The following is a 23044-nucleotide window of genomic DNA, read 5'->3' as shown; positions in this document are numbered from 1 at the left end:
TGGCGGAACAAATGATATACGGGAGGACTGCGAAATGAGAATTGCGGTTGACGGAATGGGCGGCGACAACGCCCCTGCGGAAATTGTCAGAGGATGTGTGGAAGCCGGAAAGCTGACGAAGCACGAGATACTGATCGTAGGCGATGAGGAAAAGATCCGGGCCGAACTTGCGGGATACAAGTACGATCAAGAACAGATCCGCGTGGTACACGCCGCGGAAGTGATCACCGGGGACGACGCGCCGGTGCGCGCCGTGCGGACGAAGACGGATTCCTCGCTGGTCAAGGGTATCGGTCTGGTGAAAAACGGGGAGGCGGACATGCTTCTCTCCGCGGGCAACACGGGAGCCATCATGGCGGGAGGACTTTTCATTCTGGGAAGGATCCCGGGGATCGACCGGCCGGCCATCGCCTCCACTTATCCCATCCTGGGCAGCGGCTTCACGCTTCTGGTGGATTCGGGGGCCAACGCAGAATGCAAGCCGAGAAATCTGCTGGAGTTCGCCACTATGGGAAGCATTTATATGGAGAAGGTCTTCGGTCTGGAGAAGCCGAAGGTGGGCCTGGTGAACATCGGGACGGAGGAAGGCAAGGGCACCACGGTGATCAAGAGCGCTTACGACCTGCTGAAAAAAAGCCATCTGAATTTCGTGGGAAATGTGGAGGCCCGGGAGGTCCCCGCCGGGGTCTGCGACGTTACGGTCTGCGACGGTTTTGTGGGCAATACGATCCTGAAGCTGACGGAAGGAGTGGCCTGGAGCATTCTGAGGCTCATGAAGCAGAAGTTTACCGACGGCGTGGTCCCGAAGATGGGGGCGCTGCTCCTGTCGGGGAAGCTGTCGGAAATGAAGCAGGAATTCGACTATTCGTCCTACGGCGGAGCGCCGATCCTGGGTGTAAAAGGAGCGCTTATCAAGATACACGGCTCGTCCAATGCCGACGCCGTTAAAAACGGTATCCTGAAAGCGATCCCTTATGTGGAAAATAAAGTAGTGCAGATCATACAGGAGTCTGTTCTGGAACTGGAGGAAATAGAGGAAAGTGAATGATTTGGAATTTGCAAAAAAGCTGGGATATGAGTTCCGGGATCCGGAACTTCTGCGTCACGCGCTGACACACAGCTCCTTCATAAACGAGAGCAAGATGGAGTACAGCGCCAACAACGAGCGCCTAGAATTTCTGGGCGACGCCTTTTTTGACGCGATCATCAGCGAATGTCTGTATCACAGACTGGCTCACGAGGAGGAAGGGCTTCTCACCAAGACCCGGGCCGTGATCGTCTGTGAGCGTTCGCTGATGGAATGCGGCGTCCGCGTGAATATCGGGGATTATCTGCGGCTGGGCAAGGGTGAAAATCAAAGCGGCGGCCGCCACCGGACGTCCATTCTGGCCGACGCCATGGAGGCTGTCATCGGGGCAGTGTATCTGGACGGCGGCTGGGAAAAGGCCAGGGAACTGGTACTGCGGCTGTTTGACCGCACCATCGAGGAGGCCGTCTCCGGCAAGCTGTATTCAGATTACAAGACGGAGCTGCAGGAGCGGCTGCAGGCCAGAGGCGAGGTAGTCATTCACTATGAGATCGAGAGGGAAGAAGGCCCGGATCACGACAAGACCTTCTTTGTAAAGCTTCTGGCAGACGGAAAAGAGATCGGCCGCGGCACCGGACGCAGCAAAAAAGAGGCGGAGCAGCACGCGGCCCGCACCGCTCTGGAAACGGAGAGGTGGTAGCTTGTATTTTAAACGACTGGATATACAAGGCTTCAAGTCCTTTGCCGATCCGGTAAGCATTGAATTTCACGAGGGGATCACCTGTATCGTGGGACCGAACGGAAGCGGCAAGAGCAATATTTCCGACGCCATCCGCTGGGTCCTGGGAGAACAGAGTCCTAAGATGCTGCGGGGCGGAAAGATGGAGGAAGTCATTTTCGCAGGCACGGCCAACCGGAAATCGAGAGGGATGGCCGAAGTCACGCTGGTCATCGACAATACCAGCGGGGCGCTGCCCATCGACTATTCAGAGGTGGCCATCACCAGACGGATGTACCGTTCCGGCGAGAGCGAGTATTCCATCAACAATAACGCCTGCAGGCTGAGAGATATCCGGGAACTGATCATGGACACGGGGATCGGGGTGGACGGCTATTCGCTTATCGGTCAGGGAAAGATCGCGGAGATCGTCAGCAACAAGCCTGAGAGCCGGCGGGAGATATTCGAGGAGGCCGCGGGGATCGTGAAATATCGGTCCAAAAAGGCGGAGGCGGAACGAAAGCTGGAGGCCTCCCGGGGAAATCTGGACCGGGTCAACGATATCATCGGGGAGATCGAGGGACGCATCGAGGGACTGGCCGAGGACAGCGAAAAGGCTTCAGAATATCTGATCCTGAAAGAAAAGTACAAAAACCTTGAGATCAATATTACTCTGAAAAATATCGAGGCTGTGGAACTGAAGAACGAGTACATAAAGGATGAGCTTCAGGAGCTTGGCAGCCAGATCGACAATTTCAAAGAGACCAAGACGGCGCTGGACCGTGATATCGCGGAAAACCGCGCGAGAAACGAGGAACTGGAAAACGCCGGCATCGACATGCGGGACAGGCTCATGGCGGAGACAGAGGCCATCAGCCGTCTGGAAAGCCGCGGTCAGGTAACGAAGGAGAAACTGGCCTCCATCGAGAAGGATCGGGAGCGGCTTGAGAGCGAGATCGAGACGGTGACGGAGAAGCTGCGCAAGGAAGAAGCCAACGCGGCGGAGTTTGCGCGGACCAGAGGAGAAGTGGACGGGGAAGCGGCGGCGCTGGCTGCGGAGCTGGCGGAGAAAAACAGCCGGCTGCTGGAGCTCACCGGGGAAACGGAAGCGCTGGAGCGGGAGCTGGAGCAGAAAAAGAACAGGCTGTTCGATCTCACCGGCGTCATCGGGGCGAAGCGGACGGAAAAGGGAAGCCTGGAAGCTCTGCGAGGCACCCTTTCCAGACGGAAGGAACAGCTGCTCTCCGAGAACAGGACTTCGGAGGAAGGTTCGGTAAACCTGAACCGGCTGCAGGAGGAGACGAAAGCGGAAAGGGACCGGATCCGATCGGAACTGTACGCCGTGGCCCAGTCGGTCTCTGCCCGGAAGAATGAGTACAATGAAAATGTGACCCGGGAACGGCAGCTTTCCCAGCGTCTGTCCGAACTGCGCGTATCAGCGGGACAGATCTCAGCCAGAAAGAAACTGCTTGAAGAGTTGGAAAGCTCCTATGAGGGCTACAACAACGCGGTCAAGTATATTATGAGAAACCGCAGCCTGCAGGGGGTGTGCGGCGTTGTAGCCGAGCTGATCACCGTGCCCCGGGGATTTGAGACGGCGGTGGAGACGGCTCTCGGGTTTGCCGTGCAGAATATTGTGGTGAAGGACGACCGCAGCGCCAAGGAGGCGGTGGCCGCTCTGAAAAAGAATCGGGCCGGCCGTCTGACCTTCCTGCCTGTGGAGACCATGAACCGGAAAAATGCGGGAAACAGGGACAAGGACCGCAGGGGACTGTCCGGAGAACCGGGATTTCAGGGCTACGGCGTGGACTGCGTCACCTTTGACGACCAGTATCGCGGCGTCATGGAATATCTGCTTGGACGTGTGGTCGTGGTGGACGGTCTGGACAACGCGGTGAAAATGTCCAAGCTCTCTGCGGCGGGCGGGCTGCGGTTCGTCACGCTGGAGGGCGAGGTCATCAACGCCAGCGGCGCCATCACCGGAGGAACGCTGAAGAGCAGCACCTCCAATCTGCTGGAGAGAAAGACAGAGGCGGCTTCTCTGGGCGAAAAACTGCTGGGGATAGAAGACGAACAGAGACGCGGCGCGCAGGAGCTGGCGGAACTTCAGCGCCGGATCGAAGCGGGGCGCGCGGCCATCGAAGAACAGGAAAAACTGCACCGCGACGCCGAGATGCGTCTGATGGTGAAGGAGAACGAACTCCGGCAGCTCACCGGGCAGCTGTCCGACATGGAAGACAGCCGGGCTAAATGGAACCGCGAGCTGTCGTCCATTGAGGCGGAGGAAGCGTCCTCTTCCAAAATGATCGGCGAACTGGAAGACGCCATGAGAGCCGCTCAGGCGGAGATCAGCCAAATAGAAGCGCAGATCGGCCAGGAGACGGACAGGCACGCGGGACTCAGGGAGCAGTCTGCGGCGGCTTCCGAGGAAGTGACAAAGGCTCGTCTGGCCGTGGCCGCTGCGGAAAGCCGCCGGGAGAACGCGCTGCAGATGGCGGAGCGGGTCCAGCGGTATATCGCTGAGCTTTCCTCTGAGAGGGAGGCGAAGCAGCTGGCTGTGGAAGAGCTGGCGGCGGAAAAAGAAGGGCTGCTTTCCGGCGAGACGGACCTGTCGCAGGTGAGAAAAGAGCGGGAAGCAGAAAAGAGAGAGCTGGAAGAGCAGCTTGCCCGCACCCAGGAGGAGAAAGCGCTGATCGTGCGCTACCTTTCCGAGGTGGAGCAGAAAAAAGAGAAGATGGACGAGACGCTGTTCGGCTATCAGTCCAGAAAACACGAACTCGAACTGAAAAAGGCCAGGAACGAGGCGCAGGTAGACACGTACAAGGAAAAGCTCTGGGATGAGTTTGAGATATCCTATATCCAGGCGATGGAATTTGAAAAGAAAGAATTTCAACTCTCTCAGGCCACAAAGGAAAGCCGGGAGATCAAAAGCCGGATGAGAGAGCTGGGAGACGTCAACGTGGGCGCGATCAGAGAGTACGAGACCGTGAAGGAGCGTTACGATTTCCTCACGGAGCAGAGAGCGGATCTGCTCTCCGCCATGGATTCCCTGAAGCAGATCATCGACGACATGGACCGCACCATCCGCTTGAATTTCAAGGAGAGCTTCGACAAGATCGTGGAAAACTTTGAGAAATCTTTTCAGGAACTGTTCGGCGGAGGTATGGCGGAGCTGCGGCTGGAGGACGAGAGCAGGCCTCTGGAGTGCGGGATCGAGATCGTGGCGCAGCCCCCGGGCAAAAAGCTGCAGAACATCAATCTGATGTCCGGCGGCGAGAAGACCATGACCGCCATCGCCCTGATGTTTGCCGTGCTCAAGGCGAAGCCCACGCCGTTTTGTATTCTGGACGAAGTGGAGGCGGCCCTGGACGAGGCCAACATCGACCGCTTTGCAAAGTATCTGAAAAATTTCAAAGAAATACAGTTTGCGCTGGTCACCCACCAGAAAGTCACCATGGAGTACGCTGACGTCATGTACGGCGTGACGATGCCGGAACAGGGCATTTCCAAAGTGCTTTCGCTGAGGCTGGGCGATGAGATCCAATTATAAATCAGCGCAAACGGCAGGCCGGAGCGGTACGGGACGATAATAGATATTAACGGAAGGTTGACAGAAGGCAGACAGAAGGTCAACAGAAACTGGCACTGAAACGCGGTGCGGTGCACGGAGGGAAAAATGGCGTTTGGAATGAAAAAGAAATCGTTTTTCGGAAGGCTGCAGGAGAAGATCGAAGATGTGATCTTCATGCGGCCCGAGATCGATGAAGATATGCTGGACGAGCTGGAGGAGGTCCTCATTACCTCCGATATCGGAATGGACACCACCATGAAGATCACAGAGCGGCTCAGAAAGGACATTAAGGAACTGCGGATCAAGGATCAGGACGGCGTGAAGGATCGGATCAAGGAGATCGTGCGGGAGCTGGTGGACAAAGGGGAGGAGCACCGCATCTGCGGGGAGACGCCCCTCATCATCCTCATGATCGGCGTAAACGGCGCGGGCAAGACCACTTCCATCGCCAAGCTGGCGCACCGCTTTCAGGGAGAGGGGAAGAGCGTGCTCATCGCGGCGGCGGACACCTTCCGGGCGGCGGCAAGCGAACAGCTTGAGGTCTGGGGAGACCGGCTGGGAGTCAATGTGATCAAGCATCAGGAGGGAGCGGATCCTTCCGCCGTGATCTTCGACGCCATTCAGTCGGCCAAGGCCAGAAAGATCGACGTGCTGATCTGCGATACGGCGGGCCGTCTGCAGACAAAGAAAAATCTCATGACAGAGCTGGAGAAAATGTACAAGGTAGTCGCCCGGGAATACCCGGAAGCCCAGCGGGAGACGCTGCTGGTGCTGGACGCCACTACGGGAAAAAACGCCATCTCTCAGACGAAGGAATTCGGCGAGATCGCGCCGATCACAGGCATTGTGCTGACCAAGCTGGACGGTACGGCCAAGGGCGGCATCGTGATCACCATCTCCGACGAGTTTTCCATGCCGGTCAAATTCATCGGCGTGGGCGAGGGCATGGACGATCTGAAGGAGTTTGACCCCGCAGAATTTGCGGAAAGCCTGTTCGAGTAAGGAAAACAGCGGGTCTCCGCGGCGCCCATACTCTGTGCAGGACCTTCAAACCTCTTGACTAAAGCGCTTAATACGAGTATGATTGATAAGTGGAAAAAAACCACAGCCCATATATTTATCAGGAGGGACAGACCATGAAAGAATACAAATTGGACGGAAATTATTTCGTAAAAATTTATGAGAAGGCCGATGAAGAAGAGTACATGGAAATGAGAAGAAGCAAGATCATCAAGCACACCGACGGATTCGACGCGCTGCGCTATCAGCCGATGACAGATCCGGTGGGCGTGCTGCTTCTGGTCGAAAAGGATGACGACGCTGAGATCCCGGTGGGTTTTGCCGTTATTCAGAATCTGGACGACAAGGAGTATCAGAAGGCCGCGTCCACGTATTTCGGCATTGAACTCAACTGCAAGTATTTCATTTCAGATTTCATCATCACGCAGAACTATCGCAGAAGCGGGATCGGCCGTCTGTTCATGCACTTCGTTATCGAAGAATACTGCAAGAATGAGAGTCTCATGATGAATCCCAACGAGGATGACAGTCTGTTCTGGCATTCTGTAGGTTTCGCCTATGTGGGCACCGACAAGAAACACGGGATGCGTGTCAACTAATAACGCCGCATAAAAAAGATTGCTCCTCAGCCTGTCGAGAGACGGCTGAGGAGTATTTGGTTACGGCGCGGCCCACAGGGAAAATGGATCGGATGAAGATCATAAGATGAAGATCATAAACGGAGAGAATAAAATGAAAAAGAGAATGCTGGCCGCCATCGCAGCGCTGGTCCTTCTGCTGACTGCGGCGCCGCAGGCCATGGCCGCGGACCCATACACGCTGGCGCAGTCTGACTACAGGTTTACGGAGGAGTACGATCCCATCCGGCTTCCTTCCTATCTGATCAACGGCGACGTATATGTGCCGCTGCACGTCTTTGCGGACCTCTTCGATGTAACGGTGCAGTTCGACGGACAGACCGGGCGCATCGACATGGACTTCGGAGAGAGCGAAGGCAGTGAACAACGGCTGAGCGATCTGACGGAATACGTGAAGAACACGGACCGCACAGTGGAGCCGACTCCTTACGAGATCTGCGTACAGGGGCAAAAGATCGATCTGCCCATGCTGCTGGTAGAAGGCTACAATTTCGTGCAGATCGATGTGATCGCGGAGGCTTTCGGTATGCGGGCGGTAAAAGACGCTGAGACCGGGACCATCGGTCTGACCCGGGACGACTGGTTCGGTTCCCCGTGGCTGGAGGAATTCGAAACGTATTTGAAAGAGAACCAGATCTCTGTGGACATGGACCGCGCCGGGGAAGAACTGACCGGAGCGGATCTCGACCCTTACAAGGTCTATCTGGTAGGCGAACAGCACGCTGTGGCCAGCAATTTCGACATTCAGCTATACTTTATCAAATACCTGAACAGACACCAGAACGTGCGCTATATCATCAGCGAGGACGGGTTCTGCAGTTCAATGCTGCTGAACCGCTATCTCAAGACCGGCGACTCGTCGATCATCAAGACCATGGTCTCCGGAACAAAGGGGTCCTTCGCTTATTCCAAAAACTATTATAAGTTTTATGAGAAGGTGTACGAATATAACAAGACTCTGCCCGAGGATCGGAAATTGTGCTTCGTGGGACTGGACGTACAGCACGACGCTGAAAACGGCATGAACTACCTGCTGTCCCTGTACGATGAAAAAAAGGAAATGCCCCAGGCGGTGCGGGCCGCCCAGACGGCGCTGAAAAGTCTCTCAAAAGATCAGGTGGCGGAGACGGCCAGGCTGCTGGAGGAAAATCAGAAAGATTTCGAGAGCTATTTCGGAGATGAGTACGAGGCGTTCTGCTTCGGACTTCGCAGCGTGGAGCAGGGGATCGAATTTTATAAGGATCATGACTATGAAGTCCGGGAAAATTTCATCCACGAAAACTTCCGGGATTATTTTGAGGCTTACGATATGGGGAAATGCTTCGGCATGTTCGGCGGAGCCCACACGCTGCTCAACGGCACCTTCGGCCAGCTGTCCAATCTGGCGTCCTACATGGATCACGAGTACGAGCCTACCAGCGGCAAGGTGTGCAGCATTATGACCGACTACATCGACTGCTTCTACATGGATTCCAGGACGGGGGAGAGCATGCCGGTGAATTACAGCCAGAGTCCCGCTGTAAGCGCCATGCTGGCCCGCAGCGCGGCGACGGATCTGACGCTGTTCCCGCTGGACCGGCAGGGCTCGCCCTTCGTGGAAAGCCGGTACGCCGACGCGTTTCAGTACTATCTGTGCGTAAAGGGCAGCCCGGCGGCCACCCCCTACGGGGAACTGGGAGAGAGGTAAAAAGGGGCGGAAAGCCCTGTTAATACAATAAAAAACGCATCGATCACCTGTCAGACAGGTGGTCGGTGCGTTTTTTTGTGCGTGCTGGCGATCCCGGATGATCCGACAAGGGGACGATCCCGGACCGATCTAGATGGTGCCTTCCCGTATAGCCCGGCAGATGATCTCCTCTGAATCCTGCAGGTGGCGGATCACCGCTGCCCTTGCGTCCTCAAAACGGCGATCGAGGAGAGCCACGGTGATGTCCAGATGCTGGCGCAGATTGACAGGATAATTTTCGCCGGCGAACAGCGCCCGGTGATAGGACATGGTACAGAAGGAGGCGCGGCGGTACACGTCCAGAATGTATTCGTTTTCAGCGGCTTCCATATAAGCGTCATGGGGATTGATGTCCGCGTTTACCACATAATCGATCTCGTCTTTATCAGTGACGGACAGACTGATCCTGATCTTTTCCAGCGTCTCATCCGGAATGAGTTCCGGATGTTGGGCCAGCGTGTCCACTGCCGCGCATTCGATGAGGATGCGCAGAGCGTAGATATCCGCGATCTCCTTTTCCGTGAAGACCTTCAGAGCCGCGCCTTTGTTGGGTGTGTCGATGAGTATGCCTTCCATCACCAGTTCCTTGATCGCCTCGCGGACAGGGGAGCGGCTGACGTTCAGTTCCTTTGCAAGATCAGGCTCCTGCAGACGCTGTCCGTGACGGTAAGTCCCGTCTGCGATCCGCTTTTTCAGAATGTTGTAGACCTGCTGCTTCATTGTCACGATCTTGTCCATAACCCCTCCGTAGATTTTGTCTTTATCTTACTATTATATAGCAGGGCGGGAAAAGATTCAAGAAGATTGCAGTACTGCTGCCGAAGGTCCTTACAGGGGCTGCGGGGCGGAAATAAGAAGGGCGGAGACAGTCCGCCGCGGGGCGGATGACGAGTGTAAGAATATTTAGAAAATGACGCCTGCCTTGTTGACCCGGCGATGGAATTGTGCTAATCTGATCTTAGAACGTGAATGATGCATACATAAGACATAACACATAACACATCATGCATGTTTGCCAGAGCCTTACACTTGGCTGAAGGACGCGCAGGGCGACGGCGGGCCGGCGCGGCTGCCGCGGAGAAAGCGGCAGCGGCGGGGCGAAAGATACCGGATGAAGGAGAAGGATGAAAAGGAAGGGAGCGATGCAGTTTTGAAGATTGTAATGAACAAGCGGTTCGAGTACAAAGACCTGCCTGACATGAAGGAGATATGGAGTCAGGTAGATAAGATCGCGGCGCAGACCACCATCGGGGAGACTTTGTTTTTCAAGAAACACGGGGTGAAGTCCGAGGCTGAATTCAAGCGGAAAGCCATCAGCGAGGGCTACATATCCAAGCACTCCCACATTGGCTGGAATTCCTGGGATGAGACGGCCAGAAATGTAGAGTATATCTACAATGAGCTGGAACGCCGCGGAAGCTACATCACGCGGATGGGCTTTATCTTCGACTGGATCATGGGCGTGCCGGAAGAACACCGCTCAAAGCTGCAGCCGGGCACAGGACTGATCTTCAAGAGTCCGGACGAGTGGAAGGCCATCGGACAGATCGCGCCGATCCAGCCGCATATGAGCGATCATATGATCGGCTGTCCCAACGCCATAGAAAACGCCAGACTGGCCCTGGAAGCCGGAGTGACTTCCCTGGGCAACGTGTCTCACTATTTTACATATGAGTATCCGGGCATCGAACTGGAACGGGAGAGGACGGTCAATTCACTTTTGGGATTCGGCCTGATGGGAAAGTTTGACGGAACGATCGTACACTCCAATCTGGACGACGGTTACGGAAATCAGTTCCACGACCTGGTAAACCTGACGGGGTGGACGATGATCGAGCGGTATCTGGTCGAGGAACTGCTGGGCGCTTCCATGACGTTCTCGTATGGAAATCTGTTCAGCGATCCCATCTCCCGCATCGTCTTCAACATGGCCTGCGACGCCACCAATAAAAAGAATACGCCGGGAACTATGACGTTTGGAAATACCATCGACTACGGCACTGATTTTTCCAGAAACTACGGCGCGCTGTGCAGCTTTTCGCAGGCTGACGCCATCTGCCAGCGCCACAAGCCCACGGGTCACGCGGTAGCCTCCGTTCCAGTCAGCGAGGCGTGCCGGGTCCCCACCGCCGACGAGATCATCGAGGGGCATCTCTGCATCGACGTGATGATCGAGAAGTCCAAACTTTTAGAGCCTTTCATCGACTGGAGCAAAGTGGAGGCGGAGCGGGACATTCTCGTTTCCTGCGGCCGTGTCTTCTTCGAACGCGTCATGAACGGACTGGACGACCTGGGGGTAGACGTACGCCATCCCGGCGAGGTGTTTGCGGCTCTGAAGGCCATCGGCGCAGAACAGCTGGAGATCCACTTCGGCGTGGGGCGCAGCGAGAAAGCGGCCATGCGGGGACGGGAACCGGTGAAGCCAACGGATATTGTGAAGACGCTGCAGGAAAAGCAGAGCAGGGTCTTCGCCGGGGCCGGAAATATCGCAAAACGGCTGGAGGGCAAACGGGTCATCCTGGGGTCCACAGATATCCACGAATACGGGAAAGAGATGGTCAAATCTCTGTGCAGCGTGGCGGGAGCGGATATCTTCGATCTGGGCACCTATGTGACGCCCCGGGAGATCGTGGAAAACATTCTGGAAACGGAGAGCAGGGTGGTGGTGATCAGCACCTATAACGGGATCGCGCTGAGTTTTGCCAGAGATCTGATGGAGCGTTTGAATGAAAATGGACTGGGCGACACGCTGATCATCATGGGCGGTCTGCTCAATGAAAATATGGACGGAAGCCAGCTGGCCGTGGATGTGACCGAAGATCTCCGCGCCCTGGGGGTCAACGCGGACAATGTGATGGAACAGATCGTACCGGCTATCGCGGGAGCATACGAGGCCGGCGGGGGCGAGGGTGTATTATGAACCAGAATTCCAGATATGTGATTCTGACGGATTTTGGAAGCACTTACACGAAAGTAGCGGTGGCGGACCTGCAGGAAAAACGGATCGCGGCTGCGGACCGCTTTCCCTCCACGGTGGCCACAGACGCCCGGATCGGCCTGCAGCAGTGTTTTGACGCGGCCTGTCAAGCCATCGGGAAAGGGGAGTTTGAGCAGGCGCTGAAGCTGTCTTCCTCCAGCGCCGCGGGCGGACTGCGGATGGGCGTGGTAGGGATCTCCTCCATGCTGAGTCTGCAGGCGGGCCGCAACGCGGCCTTCGGCGCAGGGGCGAAGATCCTGCGCACCTGCACGGGCAAAATGACGGAGGCGGATATGGAGGAGCTCTGCGCGCTGCCTCTGGAGATCCTCCTGTTTTGCGGCGGATACGAGAGGGGAAATTCTTCCGTGCTGCTGCACAACGCCCGGATGCTGGCGGACAGCACCCTGCATATTCCCATCATTTACGCGGGAAATTCGGCCGTGGCGCCTGACGTCAGGCGGATCCTGACTCTGGGCCGCAAGGAGTTTTACGTGGTGAGAAATATTATTCCAGAAGTGGGGATGCTGGACAGCGGGCCGGTGGAGAGCATTATCCGTGATGTGTTTCTGAAACGCATTATCAATATGAAGGGGTTGGATAAGGTCGCCGGGATGCTGGATAAAATGGTGATGCCCACTCCCGCCGCTGTGCTGAGGGCGGGCGAACTGCTTGCCGCCGGCACGCCGGATCAGGAGGGGGTGGGGGACCTGATGATCGTCGATGTGGGCGGCGCCACCACGGATATCCACTCCTACGCGGAACAGACGCCGTATGAAGGGGCCAAGATCGTGGGCGCGGCAGAGCCCTATACGAAGCGGACGGTGGAAGGGGATCTGGGCATGAGGGAGTCCTCCGGGTCTCTCTGCGCCGAGATCGGTATGGAACGGATGTGCCGGGACGCGGGTCTCAAAGAAGCGGAGATAAGCCGGATCATCGGGCGCTGGGTCACGGAAAAATACGTGCTGGCGCAGACGGAGGACGAGCGGAAGATCGACCGCCTTCTGGCGGCCGGCGCGGCGCGCATCAGCGCCAGACGCGCGGCGCGCATCAGCGCCAGACGCCATGCGGGCCGCATCGAGCGCATCGCCTCCGCGGGAGTGAAAACCGTTCAGCAGGGAAAGAATCTGACCGGCGTGCGGACGGTGGTGGGAACCGGCGGCCCGCTGATCTTCGGAGGAAGCCCTCGGGAGATCCTCTCCGGCGTTTTGAGAAGCCCCTCCGGTGAACCGGACATTCTGCTGCCGGAAGAATCCGATTTTTATCTGGACAGAGATTATGTATTTTTTGCCGGCGGCCTGCTGCGGGAGGTGGACGAGGACGCCGCATTGTCATTGATGAAGAACAGCCTGGAAAAGATTTGACGTGAAAACTGATACGATGTGGTGACCGGAGGGCTTCTTGATGGTCTCGGCCATGACAGTGGCAGGCGGATCAGCCTGAAGGTCAGATGTGATGATACGGAGGTTGTTATGAAGAATATATATAAGATTATCACTCTTGCGGGAGCGTTTCTGGCATTCCTGATCGGCTCCGGCGTGGCCACCGGACAGGAGGTCATGCAGTACTATTCTCCTTACGGCTGGAAAGTCATCGGCACGGCAGTCACCATCGCCGTGATTCTGATGATCGCAAACTACGGCTACGCCTATGCGGGAAAAAACGGCAGCATCGAGAAGGGCAGCGACGTCTTTACCTTTTACTGCGGCCCTATCGCAGGCAAAGCCTTTGATCTTTTTACCGTTTTATTTTGTTATATGTCCTATGTTGTCATGGTCTCGGGCGCCGCATCCACGCTGATGCAGCAGTACGACCTTCCCCTGATGGCGGGGGCGCTGCTGGTGGTGATCCTGGCGGGGATCACCGTGGCTTTCGGGTTGAATTCCATCGTGGATATCATCGGTAAGATCGGACCGGTCCTGGTGCTTTTGATCTTCATCATGTCTTGTGTCAGTCTGGCGTCAAACTTCGGCGGCATAGGGGACAACATCGAGGCCATCGAATCCGGCGCTCTGTCGGTGACTAAGGCGGGAGACAACTGGTTCCTGTCCGGCGCCTCGAACGGTGGATTCTGCATCCTCTGGCTGGCTGGATTCACTGCGGCTCTGGGCATGAAAGAAGACTTCGGCACGCTGATGAAGGCCAACGTGGTATCTTCCGTGGTGCTGGTAGTCGTCAATACGATCATCGGACTGTCCATTCTGGCTCAGATCGACGTGGTGGGAACCATGCAGATCCCCAATCTGGTGCTGGCTTCTCAGATCTGGCCGCCGCTGGCGAATATCTTCGGAATTCTGATCTTTGCAGCCATCTACACCAGCGCCTGCCCGCTGCTGTGGACGGCGTCTTCCCGCTTTTCCCAGGAGGGGACCGGCAGGTTCAAGGCCCTGACCGGCATACTGGCTGTGATCGGACTGATCATCGCGCTGTACATCCCGTTCAATGTACTGATGAACTACATTTATGTCATCAACGGTTACCTGGGATTTGTGGTGCTGGCGGTCATGGTGGTGCGGATGATCATCATGAGAATGAAAAAGAAAGAGACCGCAGAATAGAAAGCTGGACCTGCCGCTGCAATGATGCGGTCAGCCATATAAAAATCCCCCGGAGACGGATTTTCAGCCGTCTCCGGGGGACTTTATTTTTTTGAATCTTTATTGGGTCTCATCTGTCAGCGGTCGGTGTTCAGCCAGTCAGGGATCTGATTGTTCGGATCGTCGGGATCGGGGCCGGGCGTTGTGCCGCCTCCGGATCCGCCTCCCGTGCCGCTGCCGGAACCGCTGCCTGAGCCGGAACCGCTGTTGTCGCTGCCGGAACCGCTGCCGCTGTCCGAGCCGCCTTCGCCATCAGGATCGGTGACGCCGCCGCCTGTGGGCGTCCAGGTAAAGCCTGGATCCACGGTGACGCCGTCCTTGACCGGATAGGCTCCCACGTCCAGATTGTGCAGGTTGCAGTAATGGGTGGGAGAATTGTACTCCGCGTCGCCCACGCTGGCGCTGTCCCGTTTGGAGGAGTCGATGCACACGCGGCTCTCCGTACTGGGACACCAGGGTGTGGCCAGATAGCCGGATTCCGTACAGACGTTCACGCTGATGTGCATGTCGTCCGTTTCTTTGGGCACCGTTCCTTTTACGAAGTATTCGCTCTTCACCGTGCCTCTGGGATCCAGGGCGCTGAGCTCAGAGGGCAGCTTGCCGGATTTGGTGTCGATGCTGGCGGTGACCACGGTGGAGGGCGCCGCGCTGAAACTGGCTTTGGGCAGATCCTTGTGGATCTGTTTCATAACCTTGCTCCACACCTTTGTGGCCGCTGCGCTGCCCTGAGACAGCTCGATGTTGATATCGTTTCCGATCCACAGCGACGCCGTATAGTAGGGCGTAAAGCCCACGAACCACGCGTCGCACTGGTCTGTAGTAGTACCGGTCTTTCCGCAGGTGGTGTGCGTGCCCACGTTGGCCGCCTTGGCCAGACCGTTGCTGACTGTGGTGCGCAGAATGTCCCGCATGATGAAGGCCACGCCTTCGTCCAGAACACGATGTGTCTCGGGCTCGCCCTCGAGGATCACGTCGCCGTTCTTGTTGGTCACCTTGGTGTAACAGACCGGCTTGGTATAGATCCCGTCGTTGGCGAACACCGCGTAGCCGGCGCACATCTCCAGCGGAGAGATCCCTTTGCTCATGCCGCCCAGAGCCAGGGCCGCCGCGTTCATATCGTTAACGTCGCCTTCCTCTACCACGGAAGTGACGCCGAAGTCCTTGAGCGACTTCAGCGACCGCTCCACGCCGATATCCTGAAATACCTTGACGGCGTTGACGTTCACGGACTGTTCCACGGACTGACGCAGGGTGTAGAGACCTCTGTATCCGGAGTACCAGTTTTTTGGCCACTGCTTGCCCTGTACGATCAGGGGAGAGTCGTCGATCACGCTGGCCGCCGTCCAGCTGGTCTCGCCGTTGGCTCCGCTCTGAAGAGCGGGGGCGTAAACGCCCATGGGCTTGATGGAAGATCCCGGCTGACGGGTACTGGTGGCGCGGTTGAGCAGCTGTCTGCCCTCTGTGTTGCGTCCGCCTACCATGGCCTTGATGGCCCCTGTCTTCTGATCCATGATCACCATTGCGGCCTGAGGCTGACGTACTCTTGCCTGCAGCGTGTAGTGATCCGAGGAGACGGCCAGGCCGCCTGATCCTGTCTCGCTGAAAAAGTTCGGCTTATCCGCGAAGAACTTGGCGCTGATGACCAGATTTCCGTCGTCGTCGCGGCTCTTGTATTCGGCGGGGATCTGGATGATGCCGCCGGAGCGGATATAGAAGGCTTTTTCGTAGATCTCGTACATGCTCTTGAATTCCAGGTTGTAGTCGGTGGCGCCGCCGGCGCTGACCTTGTAGATGTTCAGTCTCTTTCCTTTGAAGACGGTCATGGTGCCGTCCTCGTTTTTCCTGTACTCGTCGGAGGACAGAATGAAATTGCCGTTGGAATCCAGATAATTTTCCTTATTGTACAGCATGATGCGGCCTTTGCTGTCCAGCACGTTGCCGCCGCTGTCTTTTTTCAGTTTGACTACGCTGGGGAAGTTGGAGCTGTCGTCGAACACAGTCTCCGCCGCCTGCTGCATGGACAGATTCATGGTGCTGTAGATGCGCAGACCTCCGTTGTACAGACGCGTTCTGGCGTCCTCTTCCTTCATGCCTTCTTTTTCGACCAGATCTCTGATGACCTGATTGATGGTATAGTCGGCCAGATAAGAAGAAATATCGCTGTCGCCGTTGGACTCGCCGCCCGGTTTGATCGAATCGCGGACATTGTAGGCCACGGCCGCGTCGTACTCTTCCTGACTGATCTTTTCCTGTTCCAGCATGAATTTAAGCACCAGCTGATAACGGCCGCTGGAAACGGCTCTGTCGTTGTACCAGGAGGTCCAGTCGTCGGTCCTGGATAAGATATCCAGCGTATCCAGATCCACATTGGCCTCTGCCAGCGCCTCGTTGGTATTTCCCTTTACCGGGGAATAGTTGCTGGGGCTTTTGGGCAGGCAGGCCAGAAGGGCGCATTCCGGAAGGGTGAGGTCGCTCACATTCTTGGAGAAGTACGCCTGAGAAGCAGCCTGAACTCCGTTGGAGCGGTTCCCCAGATTGATGGTATTCAGATAGGCTTCCACGATCTGTTTTTTGCTCAGATGGCTCTCCAGCTGTACGGCGTACCACGCTTCGCGGATCTTTCGGGTCAGGGACCGCTCCGTCATGGTATCCGTCAGATAGAGGTTTCTCGCCAGCTGCTGCGTGATGGTGCTGGTGCCGCTGATGGACTCTCCCTTTGTGATGCTCTCAAAGATCGCTCCGAAAATACGGATAAAGTTGAATCCGTGATGATTCCAGAAGGTTTTGTCCTCGATGGCGACAAAGGCGTTCACCAGATTCTCCGGTATGTCGTTGTAAGCCACGTTGGTACGCATGCCGGTCTCGCCTTTATAGATGCTGTCCACCACGGTTCCCTGATCGTCGTACATAATGGAATTCTCCGACAGCATGTCGTAGATGTTGTCGGGGTTGATGGAGGGAGTGGTGGCGATGATGACGCCGACCATGATGCCTACGATGATGCAGCATGCCAGCCCGATGGAAACGATGAACTTGAACAGCTGCTTTTTATTGATCTTATAGTGTTTTTTTCTCTTTCGTTTACCTGCCATGCTAGCTCCCGCTTCGCCGTTTTCCGCAGTTTCCGGCGAATCTATGACCCTGCTCTTTACCATGAGCCCGCTGAACCAGGCGCAGATGGAGGCCCAGAAGGTGATGAGGGATTCCTTCAGTGAAAACCCTTCTTTTTCCTCCCGCGGATGACCTTTTTCTGCCTCAGCGCCGCTTTCGCTCCGATCCGCGCCGCCGTTTCCGGCAGCGCCGCCGGTGTTTTCACCGCGGCGGCCGCTGTCTGGATCCGCGGCGCTGCGGCGGGTACCTCTTCTCTTTCGTTCCCGCTCCGACTGTAGACGTGAGAGCCTGCTTCCCGCCGGATGCAGGGCGTCCTCCCGGGGAGAGACCGCCGGTACCCCCGCCTCGCCGGGAGTTTCCCCTCCGGCGGGGCTGTGGTCCCGGGCGCGCCGCTCTCTGGCGTCCCGCTCCAGACCGCTCGTGATCTGATCAAAGCGGGATTCCACGTTTTCCACGTCTTTTGTCTCACTGTCGAATTGGTTGAAAAAGTCGTCTATCTCTTTTCTTTTCTCTTCCTCAGATTTCTTTCCGAAGTCGTCAGCCAAAACGATCACCTACTTTCATTATGGTTCAAAATGCGCAGGATTAGTCTGAAAATCCATCCTGTCTGCAAAACAAGATCCGGCAGCGGAAAAAAAGCCGTCTGCCAGTCGGGGAATTTCACCTTATTGTTCCAAAATGCGCTTGAATCAGGCTTTCATGGGTAATCTCAATACGCCGCATCCGTTGAACTTTCGCGGCATAATCACGTTACATTATATCACAGCCGCTGATAATTGGACAAGAAAAGCTGTGAAAATGTTCCCATTTTAAATAATTCGCAAGATTTACGGCAGTTCATGTGGTACAATATAGCAGGCAGGAGACCGCGGCAGAGCGGCAGAGGCAGGCGTTTCCGACGAAAGAAGCAGGATGCGGCGTTTCGGCGGAAGGCCCTCTGGCAGGACAGGAGGAGAAAGAAATGAACGGAAGCACGGACATAGCCAGGGCCGCCGTCAGGGTGGCGATCACACCCACGAGGGCCGAGGAGGAACAGCTGATCGGCAGGCTGGCGGAGCAGGGGATCAGGGGCGTGGCGGTGGACATCGGAGGAGATGTGGTCAATTCGATCCATCTGATCATAGAACGGGCGATCATCGCATCGAAAAAGAGCGGCGTGACCAGAGACTGTCACGTGGAGGACGGCGCCATCGCCGGAGCCACAAGAGAGGCGCTGACGCAGATCATCACCAAGGCCACGGGCCTGAACGGCGGAGGCAAGATCGCCGTCTGCCGCAAAGGCGAGCACCTGAGCGTGTGCATTTTCATGAGCATCGGTCTGCTCTACCTCAACGAGGTGGTCATCGGACTGGGACACCGGGCGCTGCCTTCGGAATAAAGTCAAAAGAGCCGGCCCTGTGAAAGGGGCGGGCGTGGACTGCAAATGTGTTTCCAAAGGAAACTTTTTAAACTGATAAAAGACGAGAATCTACAGGAAAACAGCAGAGGATCAAACAAGACCTGCGATGGAAGGAGAAAAGAGAATGGAAATGATTTCGCTGGAAAAAGAGCTGAAAGGGAATTCTTATCCGGGAAGAGGGATCGTGATCGGCCGTTCCGCAGACGGAAAAAAAGCGGCCGCCGCCTATTTTATCATGGGCAGAAGCGAAAACAGCCGCAACCGCGTCTTTGTGGAGGACGGGCAGGGGATCCGTACCCAGGCTTTCGACCCTGAGAAGCTGGCCGATCCCAGTCTGATCATTTACGCGCCGGTGCGGGTGCTGGGCAATAAGACCATCGTGACCAACGGCGATCAGACCGACACGATCTACGATGGGCTGGATCATCAGCTCACCTTTGAGCAGAGCCTGCGCAGCAGAGAATTCGAACCGGACGCCCCTAATTACACGCCGCGTATTTCCGGCGTTCTGCATGTGGAGGACGGGAAATTCAGCTATGCCATGTCCATTCTGAAAAGCGACAATGGAAATCCCGCGCAGTGCAACCGCTATACCTTTGCTTACAATAACTGCGCAGCGGGAGAGGGACGCTTCATCCACACTTATGTGGGCGACGGCAGTCCGCTTCCCAGTTTTGAGGGAGAGCCCAAACTGGTGGAGATCCCCGACGATATGGACGCTTTCGCGGACATGCTCTGGGATTCTCTGAACGGCGATAATAAGGTATCTCTGTTTGTGCGCTATATCGATATTGCCGACGGCTCGTACCGCACGCGCATCATCAACAAAAATAAGTAGAGTCGGAAAGGGAATGGTAACTGCGATGAAAGAACTGGAATTAAAATACGGATGCAACCCCAATCAGAAGCCGTCCAGGATCTATGTGGCCGACGGGAGCGATCTCCCGATCCAGGTGCTCAACGGCCGGCCGGGCTACATAAATTTTCTGGACGCCTTCAACGGCTGGCAGCTGGTGAGAGAACTGAAGCAGGCCACCGGGCTTCCGGCGGCCACCTCCTTCAAACACGTCTCTCCCGCCGGCGCGGCGGTGGGACTGCCGCTGGACGATACGCTGCGGAAGATCTACTGGGTGGAAGAGGGAGAGACGCTTTCGCCGCTGGCCTGCGCCTACATAAGGGCCAGAGGAGCCGATCGGATGTCCTCTTTCGGCGATTTTATCGCCCTGTCTGACGTGTGCGACGAGTCTACCGCCCGTTACATCAAAGGCGAGGTCTCAGACGGGATCATCGCGCCGGGCTACACGGAGGAAGCGCTGGCGCTTCTGAAACAGAAGAAAAAGGGCAATTACTGCGTCATTCAGATCGATGAAAATTACAGGCCCGCGCCGCTGGAGCACAAGGAGGTCTTCGGCGTCACCTTTGAACAGGGACGCCAGGAGCTTGCCATCGACGACGCGCTGCTGTCGGAGATCGTGACGAAAAACAGAGAGCTCCCGGAGGAAGCGCGGATGGACATGAAGATCGCGCTGATCACGCTGAAATACACGCAGTCCAATTCCGTCTGCTTTGTCAAGGGCGGACAGGCCATCGGCATCGGAGCCGGACAGCAGTCGCGGGTGCACTGCACCAGACTGGCCGGACAGAAAGCCGACAACTGGTTCCTGCGTCAGGCGCCGCAGGTGCTGGATCTGCCGTTTCTGGACGATATCCGCCGTCCTGACAGGGACAACGCCATCGACACCTATATCGGCGACGAGTACATGGACGTGCTGGCGGACGGCGCCTGGCAGAAGGTGTTCAGCGAGCAGCCGCCGGTCTTCACACGGGAGGAAAAGCGCGCGTGGCTGGATCAGCTGACGGGCGTAACGCTGGGTTCGGACGCGTTCTTCCCCTTCAGCGACAATATCGAGCGGGCGCACAAAAGCGGCGTGTGCTATGTGGCTGAGCCGGGCGGTTCCGTGAGAGACGACGTGGTGATTCAGTGCTGCGACAAGTACGGAATGGTCATGGCCTTTACAGGGATCCGGCTGTTCCATCACTGATCCGCTGCCCTCCGCAGCGTCTGCGTGAGATTTTTCGGGCAGCAGGGTCTGAGCCTCCGCTGATTGGCACAAAAAATGCGTATAAAAAAACCGGACGGTTCCCGCCGGAGGGGCGGGGCGGAAGGACGCGCATGGGCGCAGAGGAGGAAAAAAGATGCAGTGGAACGCAGAGATGTATCAGAACAAGCACCTGTTCGTGGCGAAATACGGAGAACAGCTGCTGGAATTTGTAAACAGAGAGGCGGATCAGACCATATTGGATCTGGGCTGCGGGACCGGAGCTCTGACCCGGGAACTGGCCGCGGGAGGAGCCAGGGTGATCGGTCTGGATTCATCGGAGAGCATGGTGGAAAAAGCGAGGGAGAACGAGCCGGAGCTGGAATTTTACGTGGGAGACGCAGCTGCCCTTCCCTGGGAAGACCGGTTCGACACGATCTTTTCCAACGCTGTATTTCACTGGATCCCCGATCAGCGCAAGCTGATCCGCAGCGTGAAGAAGGCGCTGAAAAAGGGCGGCGCGCTGGTCTGTGAATTCGGAGCGGCGGGAAACATCCAGGCGATCCAGGAGGCGTTCAGCGCTGAGATGAAGGCCAGAGGAATGGTCTATCATTCCCCCTTTTTTTTCCCGGAGACCGGGGAATACCGGAGACTTTTGGAGGAGGAGGGAATGTCAGTGCGCCGCATTCTGGAGTACGACAGACCTACGCCTCTGAGCGACGGAGAAAAGGGTCTGAGAAACTGGGTGGTCCAATTCTTTACAGAGGATCTGGGCAGATTTTCACAGGAAGAGCGGGAGCGGATCCTCAGGGCCATGGAGGAAGTGTTGCGTTCCCGGCTTTGGAATGGAGACGAATGGGTGGCCGACTACCGGAGGATCCAGGCGGTGGCCGTAAAGGAGCAGTGAGAAACACGGGTGAGAAGCCGCCGGAATCGGCGTTAAATTGAAAAGATACGGTGTGATCACAGAAGAATAGAGCAACAACTCTGGCGCAAGAGACGCAAGAGTTGTTGCTCTTTTTTTATTGCTCTCCGGGAATACCAGTGCATTTTAAAGGCTTTTGCCCTTGAAGGTCCGTTGGCACGGATTATGCGTATTACCAAATTCAAAGCCGGAAAAGGCTGGATCAACAGAAATCTGAGAGGTCTTTGAAAGACAGAGAATGAGGAGGAATGGTTATGTTAAAAAAAGGAATCGCACTACTCATAGGACTGACGCTGGCAGTGGGACTGGCCGGATGCGGCGGTGACGGCGGAAGCGCCGGCGGCGACGGCGGAAGCAGCAAACCCGTGGATCTCAAGCTGAGTACGGCGGTGCCGGATACCAGCTCGTGGTACGCCGGCGCTGAGTATTTTGCCAAGACCATCGAGGAGAAAACGGACGGAAAATATACGATCACCATCTACGGAAACGACCAGCTCTCCGGCGGAAATCAGGTGGGAAGCATCGAGATGCTTCAGCAGGGCGTCATCGACCTTCACATGCAGGACGCGCTGCTGTGGTCCTCCGTGGAGCCCAAGCTGGCGGCGCCCACGTTCCCGTGGCTGATGTCCTCCTATGACGAGGTGGATAAGATCATGGACGGAGCAGGCGGCGAGGCCATGAAGGAGCTGGTGTCCAATTCCGGCGCCGTGTGCCTGGGCATCGGCGAGAGCGGCTACCGGCAGATCGTTAACAACAAGACGCAGATCAAGAGCCCGGCGGACCTGAAGGGCCTGAAGCTGCGTGTTCCGGGAATCGAAATGTACGTGAACCTGTTCAAGGCTCTGGGAGCGGACCCCGTTTCCATGAACCAGTCTGAAGTTTACACCTCCCTGCAGCAGGGCGCGCTGGACGGCTGCGAAAACACCCTGGATCTGCTGGTGACGCAGAACACCTGCGAAGTCGTGAAAAACATGACGATCTGGAACTACTCCTACGACCCGGTCATCTTCTCCGCCAGCGAAAAGCTGTGGGACAGCCTGACCGACGAGGAAAAGACGCTGTTTGAAGAGACCGGAAAAGAAGCCATGGTCGTGCAGAAGGAAGCCGCGAGAAAAGCCTACGACGACTGCAAGGCCAAGCTGGCGGATTACGACCTGACCGTAACAGAGCTGTCTGCCGACGAGATCGCCGCCTTCAAGGAAGCGGTCAAGCCCATCTACGAGCAGTACAAGGACACCATCGGAGAGGATCTCTTCGCTGAGTTCGGCTATACGTTTTAGTTAATGACGGGGGATGTGA

15 protein-coding genes and 1 pseudogene are annotated in these 23044 nt (G+C 56.5%); 14 read left to right on the top strand and 2 right to left on the bottom strand.

Going from position 1 to position 23044, the window contains the following annotated elements; genetic code table 11:
- Window positions 1–34: 34 nt before the first annotated feature.
- The 6 genes from plsX to E0E37_RS16725 all read left to right on the top strand — a co-directional run bounded on the left by plsX (window position 35) and on the right by E0E37_RS16725 (window position 8661).
- The gene (gene plsX, locus E0E37_RS16750) at window positions 35–1048 is read left to right on the top strand and encodes a phosphate acyltransferase PlsX (RefSeq protein WP_130864122.1); all 1014 of its coding nucleotides are present in this window, start codon (window positions 35–37) and stop codon (window positions 1046–1048) included.
- Window positions 1041–1727: a ribonuclease III gene (rnc, locus tag E0E37_RS16745; protein WP_130864121.1), complete on the top strand. Its 687-nt coding sequence runs from the start codon at window positions 1041–1043 to the stop codon at window positions 1725–1727. Before plsX ends, rnc begins: the two co-directional genes overlap by 8 nt.
- Before the next feature lies 1 nt (window position 1728).
- Window positions 1729–5295: a chromosome segregation protein SMC gene (smc, locus tag E0E37_RS16740; RefSeq protein WP_130864120.1), complete on the top strand. Its 3567-nt coding sequence runs from the start codon at window positions 1729–1731 to the stop codon at window positions 5293–5295.
- 126 nt (window positions 5296–5421) lie between these two features.
- The gene (ftsY, locus tag E0E37_RS16735) at window positions 5422–6318 is read left to right on the top strand and encodes a signal recognition particle-docking protein FtsY (RefSeq protein ID WP_130864119.1); all 897 of its coding nucleotides are present in this window, start codon (window positions 5422–5424) and stop codon (window positions 6316–6318) included.
- Window positions 6319–6452: 134 nt separating this feature from the next.
- Window positions 6453–6935, top strand: coding sequence for a GNAT family N-acetyltransferase (locus E0E37_RS16730; protein ID WP_130864118.1), 483 nt, complete (start codon window positions 6453–6455; stop codon window positions 6933–6935).
- A 133-nt stretch (window positions 6936–7068) separates the two neighbouring features.
- Window positions 7069–8661: a stalk domain-containing protein gene (locus tag E0E37_RS16725; protein WP_165445419.1), complete on the top strand. Its 1593-nt coding sequence runs from the start codon at window positions 7069–7071 to the stop codon at window positions 8659–8661.
- Window positions 8662–8790: 129 nt separating this feature from the next.
- On the opposite strand, the gene E0E37_RS16720 is transcribed toward E0E37_RS16725, so the two are convergent.
- Complete coding sequence (locus E0E37_RS16720; RefSeq protein ID WP_130864116.1) at window positions 8791–9438, bottom strand: GntR family transcriptional regulator; 648 nt, start codon at window positions 9436–9438, stop codon at window positions 8791–8793.
- 412 nt (window positions 9439–9850) lie between these two features.
- Between E0E37_RS16720 and E0E37_RS16715 the strand changes: the two genes are divergently transcribed.
- The 3 genes from E0E37_RS16715 to E0E37_RS16705 all read left to right on the top strand — a co-directional run bounded on the left by E0E37_RS16715 (window position 9851) and on the right by E0E37_RS16705 (window position 14232).
- Window positions 9851–11620, top strand: a complete 1770-nt coding sequence (locus E0E37_RS16715) for a cobalamin B12-binding domain-containing protein (protein ID WP_207302980.1) — start codon at window positions 9851–9853, stop codon at window positions 11618–11620.
- The gene (locus tag E0E37_RS16710; RefSeq protein WP_130864114.1) at window positions 11617–13038 is read left to right on the top strand and encodes a glutamate mutase L; all 1422 of its coding nucleotides are present in this window, start codon (window positions 11617–11619) and stop codon (window positions 13036–13038) included. The genes E0E37_RS16715 and E0E37_RS16710 overlap by 4 nt, the downstream gene beginning before the upstream one ends.
- A 108-nt stretch (window positions 13039–13146) precedes the next feature.
- Entirely contained in the window at window positions 13147–14232 is a 1086-nt protein-coding gene (locus tag E0E37_RS16705) for a YkvI family membrane protein (RefSeq protein ID WP_130864113.1), read from the top strand.
- Window positions 14233–14348: 116 nt separating this feature from the next.
- On the opposite strand, the gene E0E37_RS16700 is transcribed toward E0E37_RS16705, so the two are convergent.
- The gene (locus E0E37_RS16700) at window positions 14349–17927 is read right to left on the bottom strand and encodes a transglycosylase domain-containing protein (RefSeq protein WP_130864112.1); all 3579 of its coding nucleotides are present in this window, start codon (window positions 17925–17927) and stop codon (window positions 14349–14351) included.
- A 416-nt stretch (window positions 17928–18343) separates the two neighbouring features.
- On the opposite strand from E0E37_RS16700, the gene E0E37_RS16695 reads away from it, so the two are divergent.
- The 5 genes and pseudogenes from E0E37_RS16695 (at window position 18344) to dctP (ending at window position 23025) form a co-directional block, all read left to right on the top strand.
- Entirely contained in the window at window positions 18344–18760 is a 417-nt protein-coding gene (locus tag E0E37_RS16695; protein ID WP_130864111.1) for a HutP family protein, read from the top strand.
- Between the two features lie 145 nt (window positions 18761–18905).
- The gene (locus E0E37_RS16690) at window positions 18906–19619 is read left to right on the top strand and encodes an IMP cyclohydrolase (protein WP_130864110.1); all 714 of its coding nucleotides are present in this window, start codon (window positions 18906–18908) and stop codon (window positions 19617–19619) included.
- Between the two features lie 25 nt (window positions 19620–19644).
- Window positions 19645–20823, top strand: coding sequence for a phosphoribosylaminoimidazolecarboxamide formyltransferase (locus E0E37_RS16685; RefSeq protein WP_130864109.1), 1179 nt, complete (start codon window positions 19645–19647; stop codon window positions 20821–20823).
- 136 nt (window positions 20824–20959) lie between these two features.
- Window positions 20960–21727: pseudogene (locus E0E37_RS16680) on the top strand (class I SAM-dependent methyltransferase); the annotation flags it as partial.
- A 272-nt stretch (window positions 21728–21999) separates the two neighbouring features.
- Window positions 22000–23025 (top strand): TRAP transporter substrate-binding protein DctP, encoded by a 1026-nt coding sequence (gene dctP, locus E0E37_RS16675; RefSeq protein WP_165445418.1) that lies wholly within the window; start codon window positions 22000–22002, stop codon window positions 23023–23025.
- Window positions 23026–23044: the final 19 nt, after the last annotated feature.

Source organism: Bacilliculturomica massiliensis (assembly GCF_900605495.1).
Taxonomy (GTDB): domain Bacteria; phylum Bacillota; class Clostridia; order Peptostreptococcales; family Anaerovoracaceae; genus Bacilliculturomica; species Bacilliculturomica massiliensis.
This window is presented reverse-complemented; position numbering and strand designations above follow the sequence as displayed.

Bases quoted from the DNA above. Each gene is read 5' to 3' on its own strand.
- ftsY (WP_130864119.1), top strand. From the start codon at position 5,422: ATGGCGTTTGGAATGAAAAAGAAATCGTTTTTCGGAAGGCTGCAGGAG.
- E0E37_RS16730 (WP_130864118.1), top strand. From the start codon at position 6,453: ATGAAAGAATACAAATTGGACGGAAATTATTTCGTAAAAATTTATGAG.
- E0E37_RS16720 (WP_130864116.1), bottom strand. From the start codon at position 9,438: ATGGACAAGATCGTGACAATGAAGCAGCAGGTCTACAACATTCTGAAA.
- E0E37_RS16710 (WP_130864114.1), top strand. From the start codon at position 11,617: ATGAACCAGAATTCCAGATATGTGATTCTGACGGATTTTGGAAGCACT.
- E0E37_RS16705 (WP_130864113.1), top strand. From the start codon at position 13,147: ATGAAGAATATATATAAGATTATCACTCTTGCGGGAGCGTTTCTGGCA.
- E0E37_RS16725 (WP_165445419.1), top strand. From the start codon at position 7,069: ATGAAAAAGAGAATGCTGGCCGCCATCGCAGCGCTGGTCCTTCTGCTG.
- E0E37_RS16690 (WP_130864110.1), top strand. From the start codon at position 18,906: ATGGAAATGATTTCGCTGGAAAAAGAGCTGAAAGGGAATTCTTATCCG.
- plsX (WP_130864122.1), top strand. From the start codon at position 35: ATGAGAATTGCGGTTGACGGAATGGGCGGCGACAACGCCCCTGCGGAA.
- E0E37_RS16695 (WP_130864111.1), top strand. From the start codon at position 18,344: ATGAACGGAAGCACGGACATAGCCAGGGCCGCCGTCAGGGTGGCGATC.
- E0E37_RS16685 (WP_130864109.1), top strand. From the start codon at position 19,645: ATGAAAGAACTGGAATTAAAATACGGATGCAACCCCAATCAGAAGCCG.
- dctP (WP_165445418.1), top strand. From the start codon at position 22,000: ATGTTAAAAAAAGGAATCGCACTACTCATAGGACTGACGCTGGCAGTG.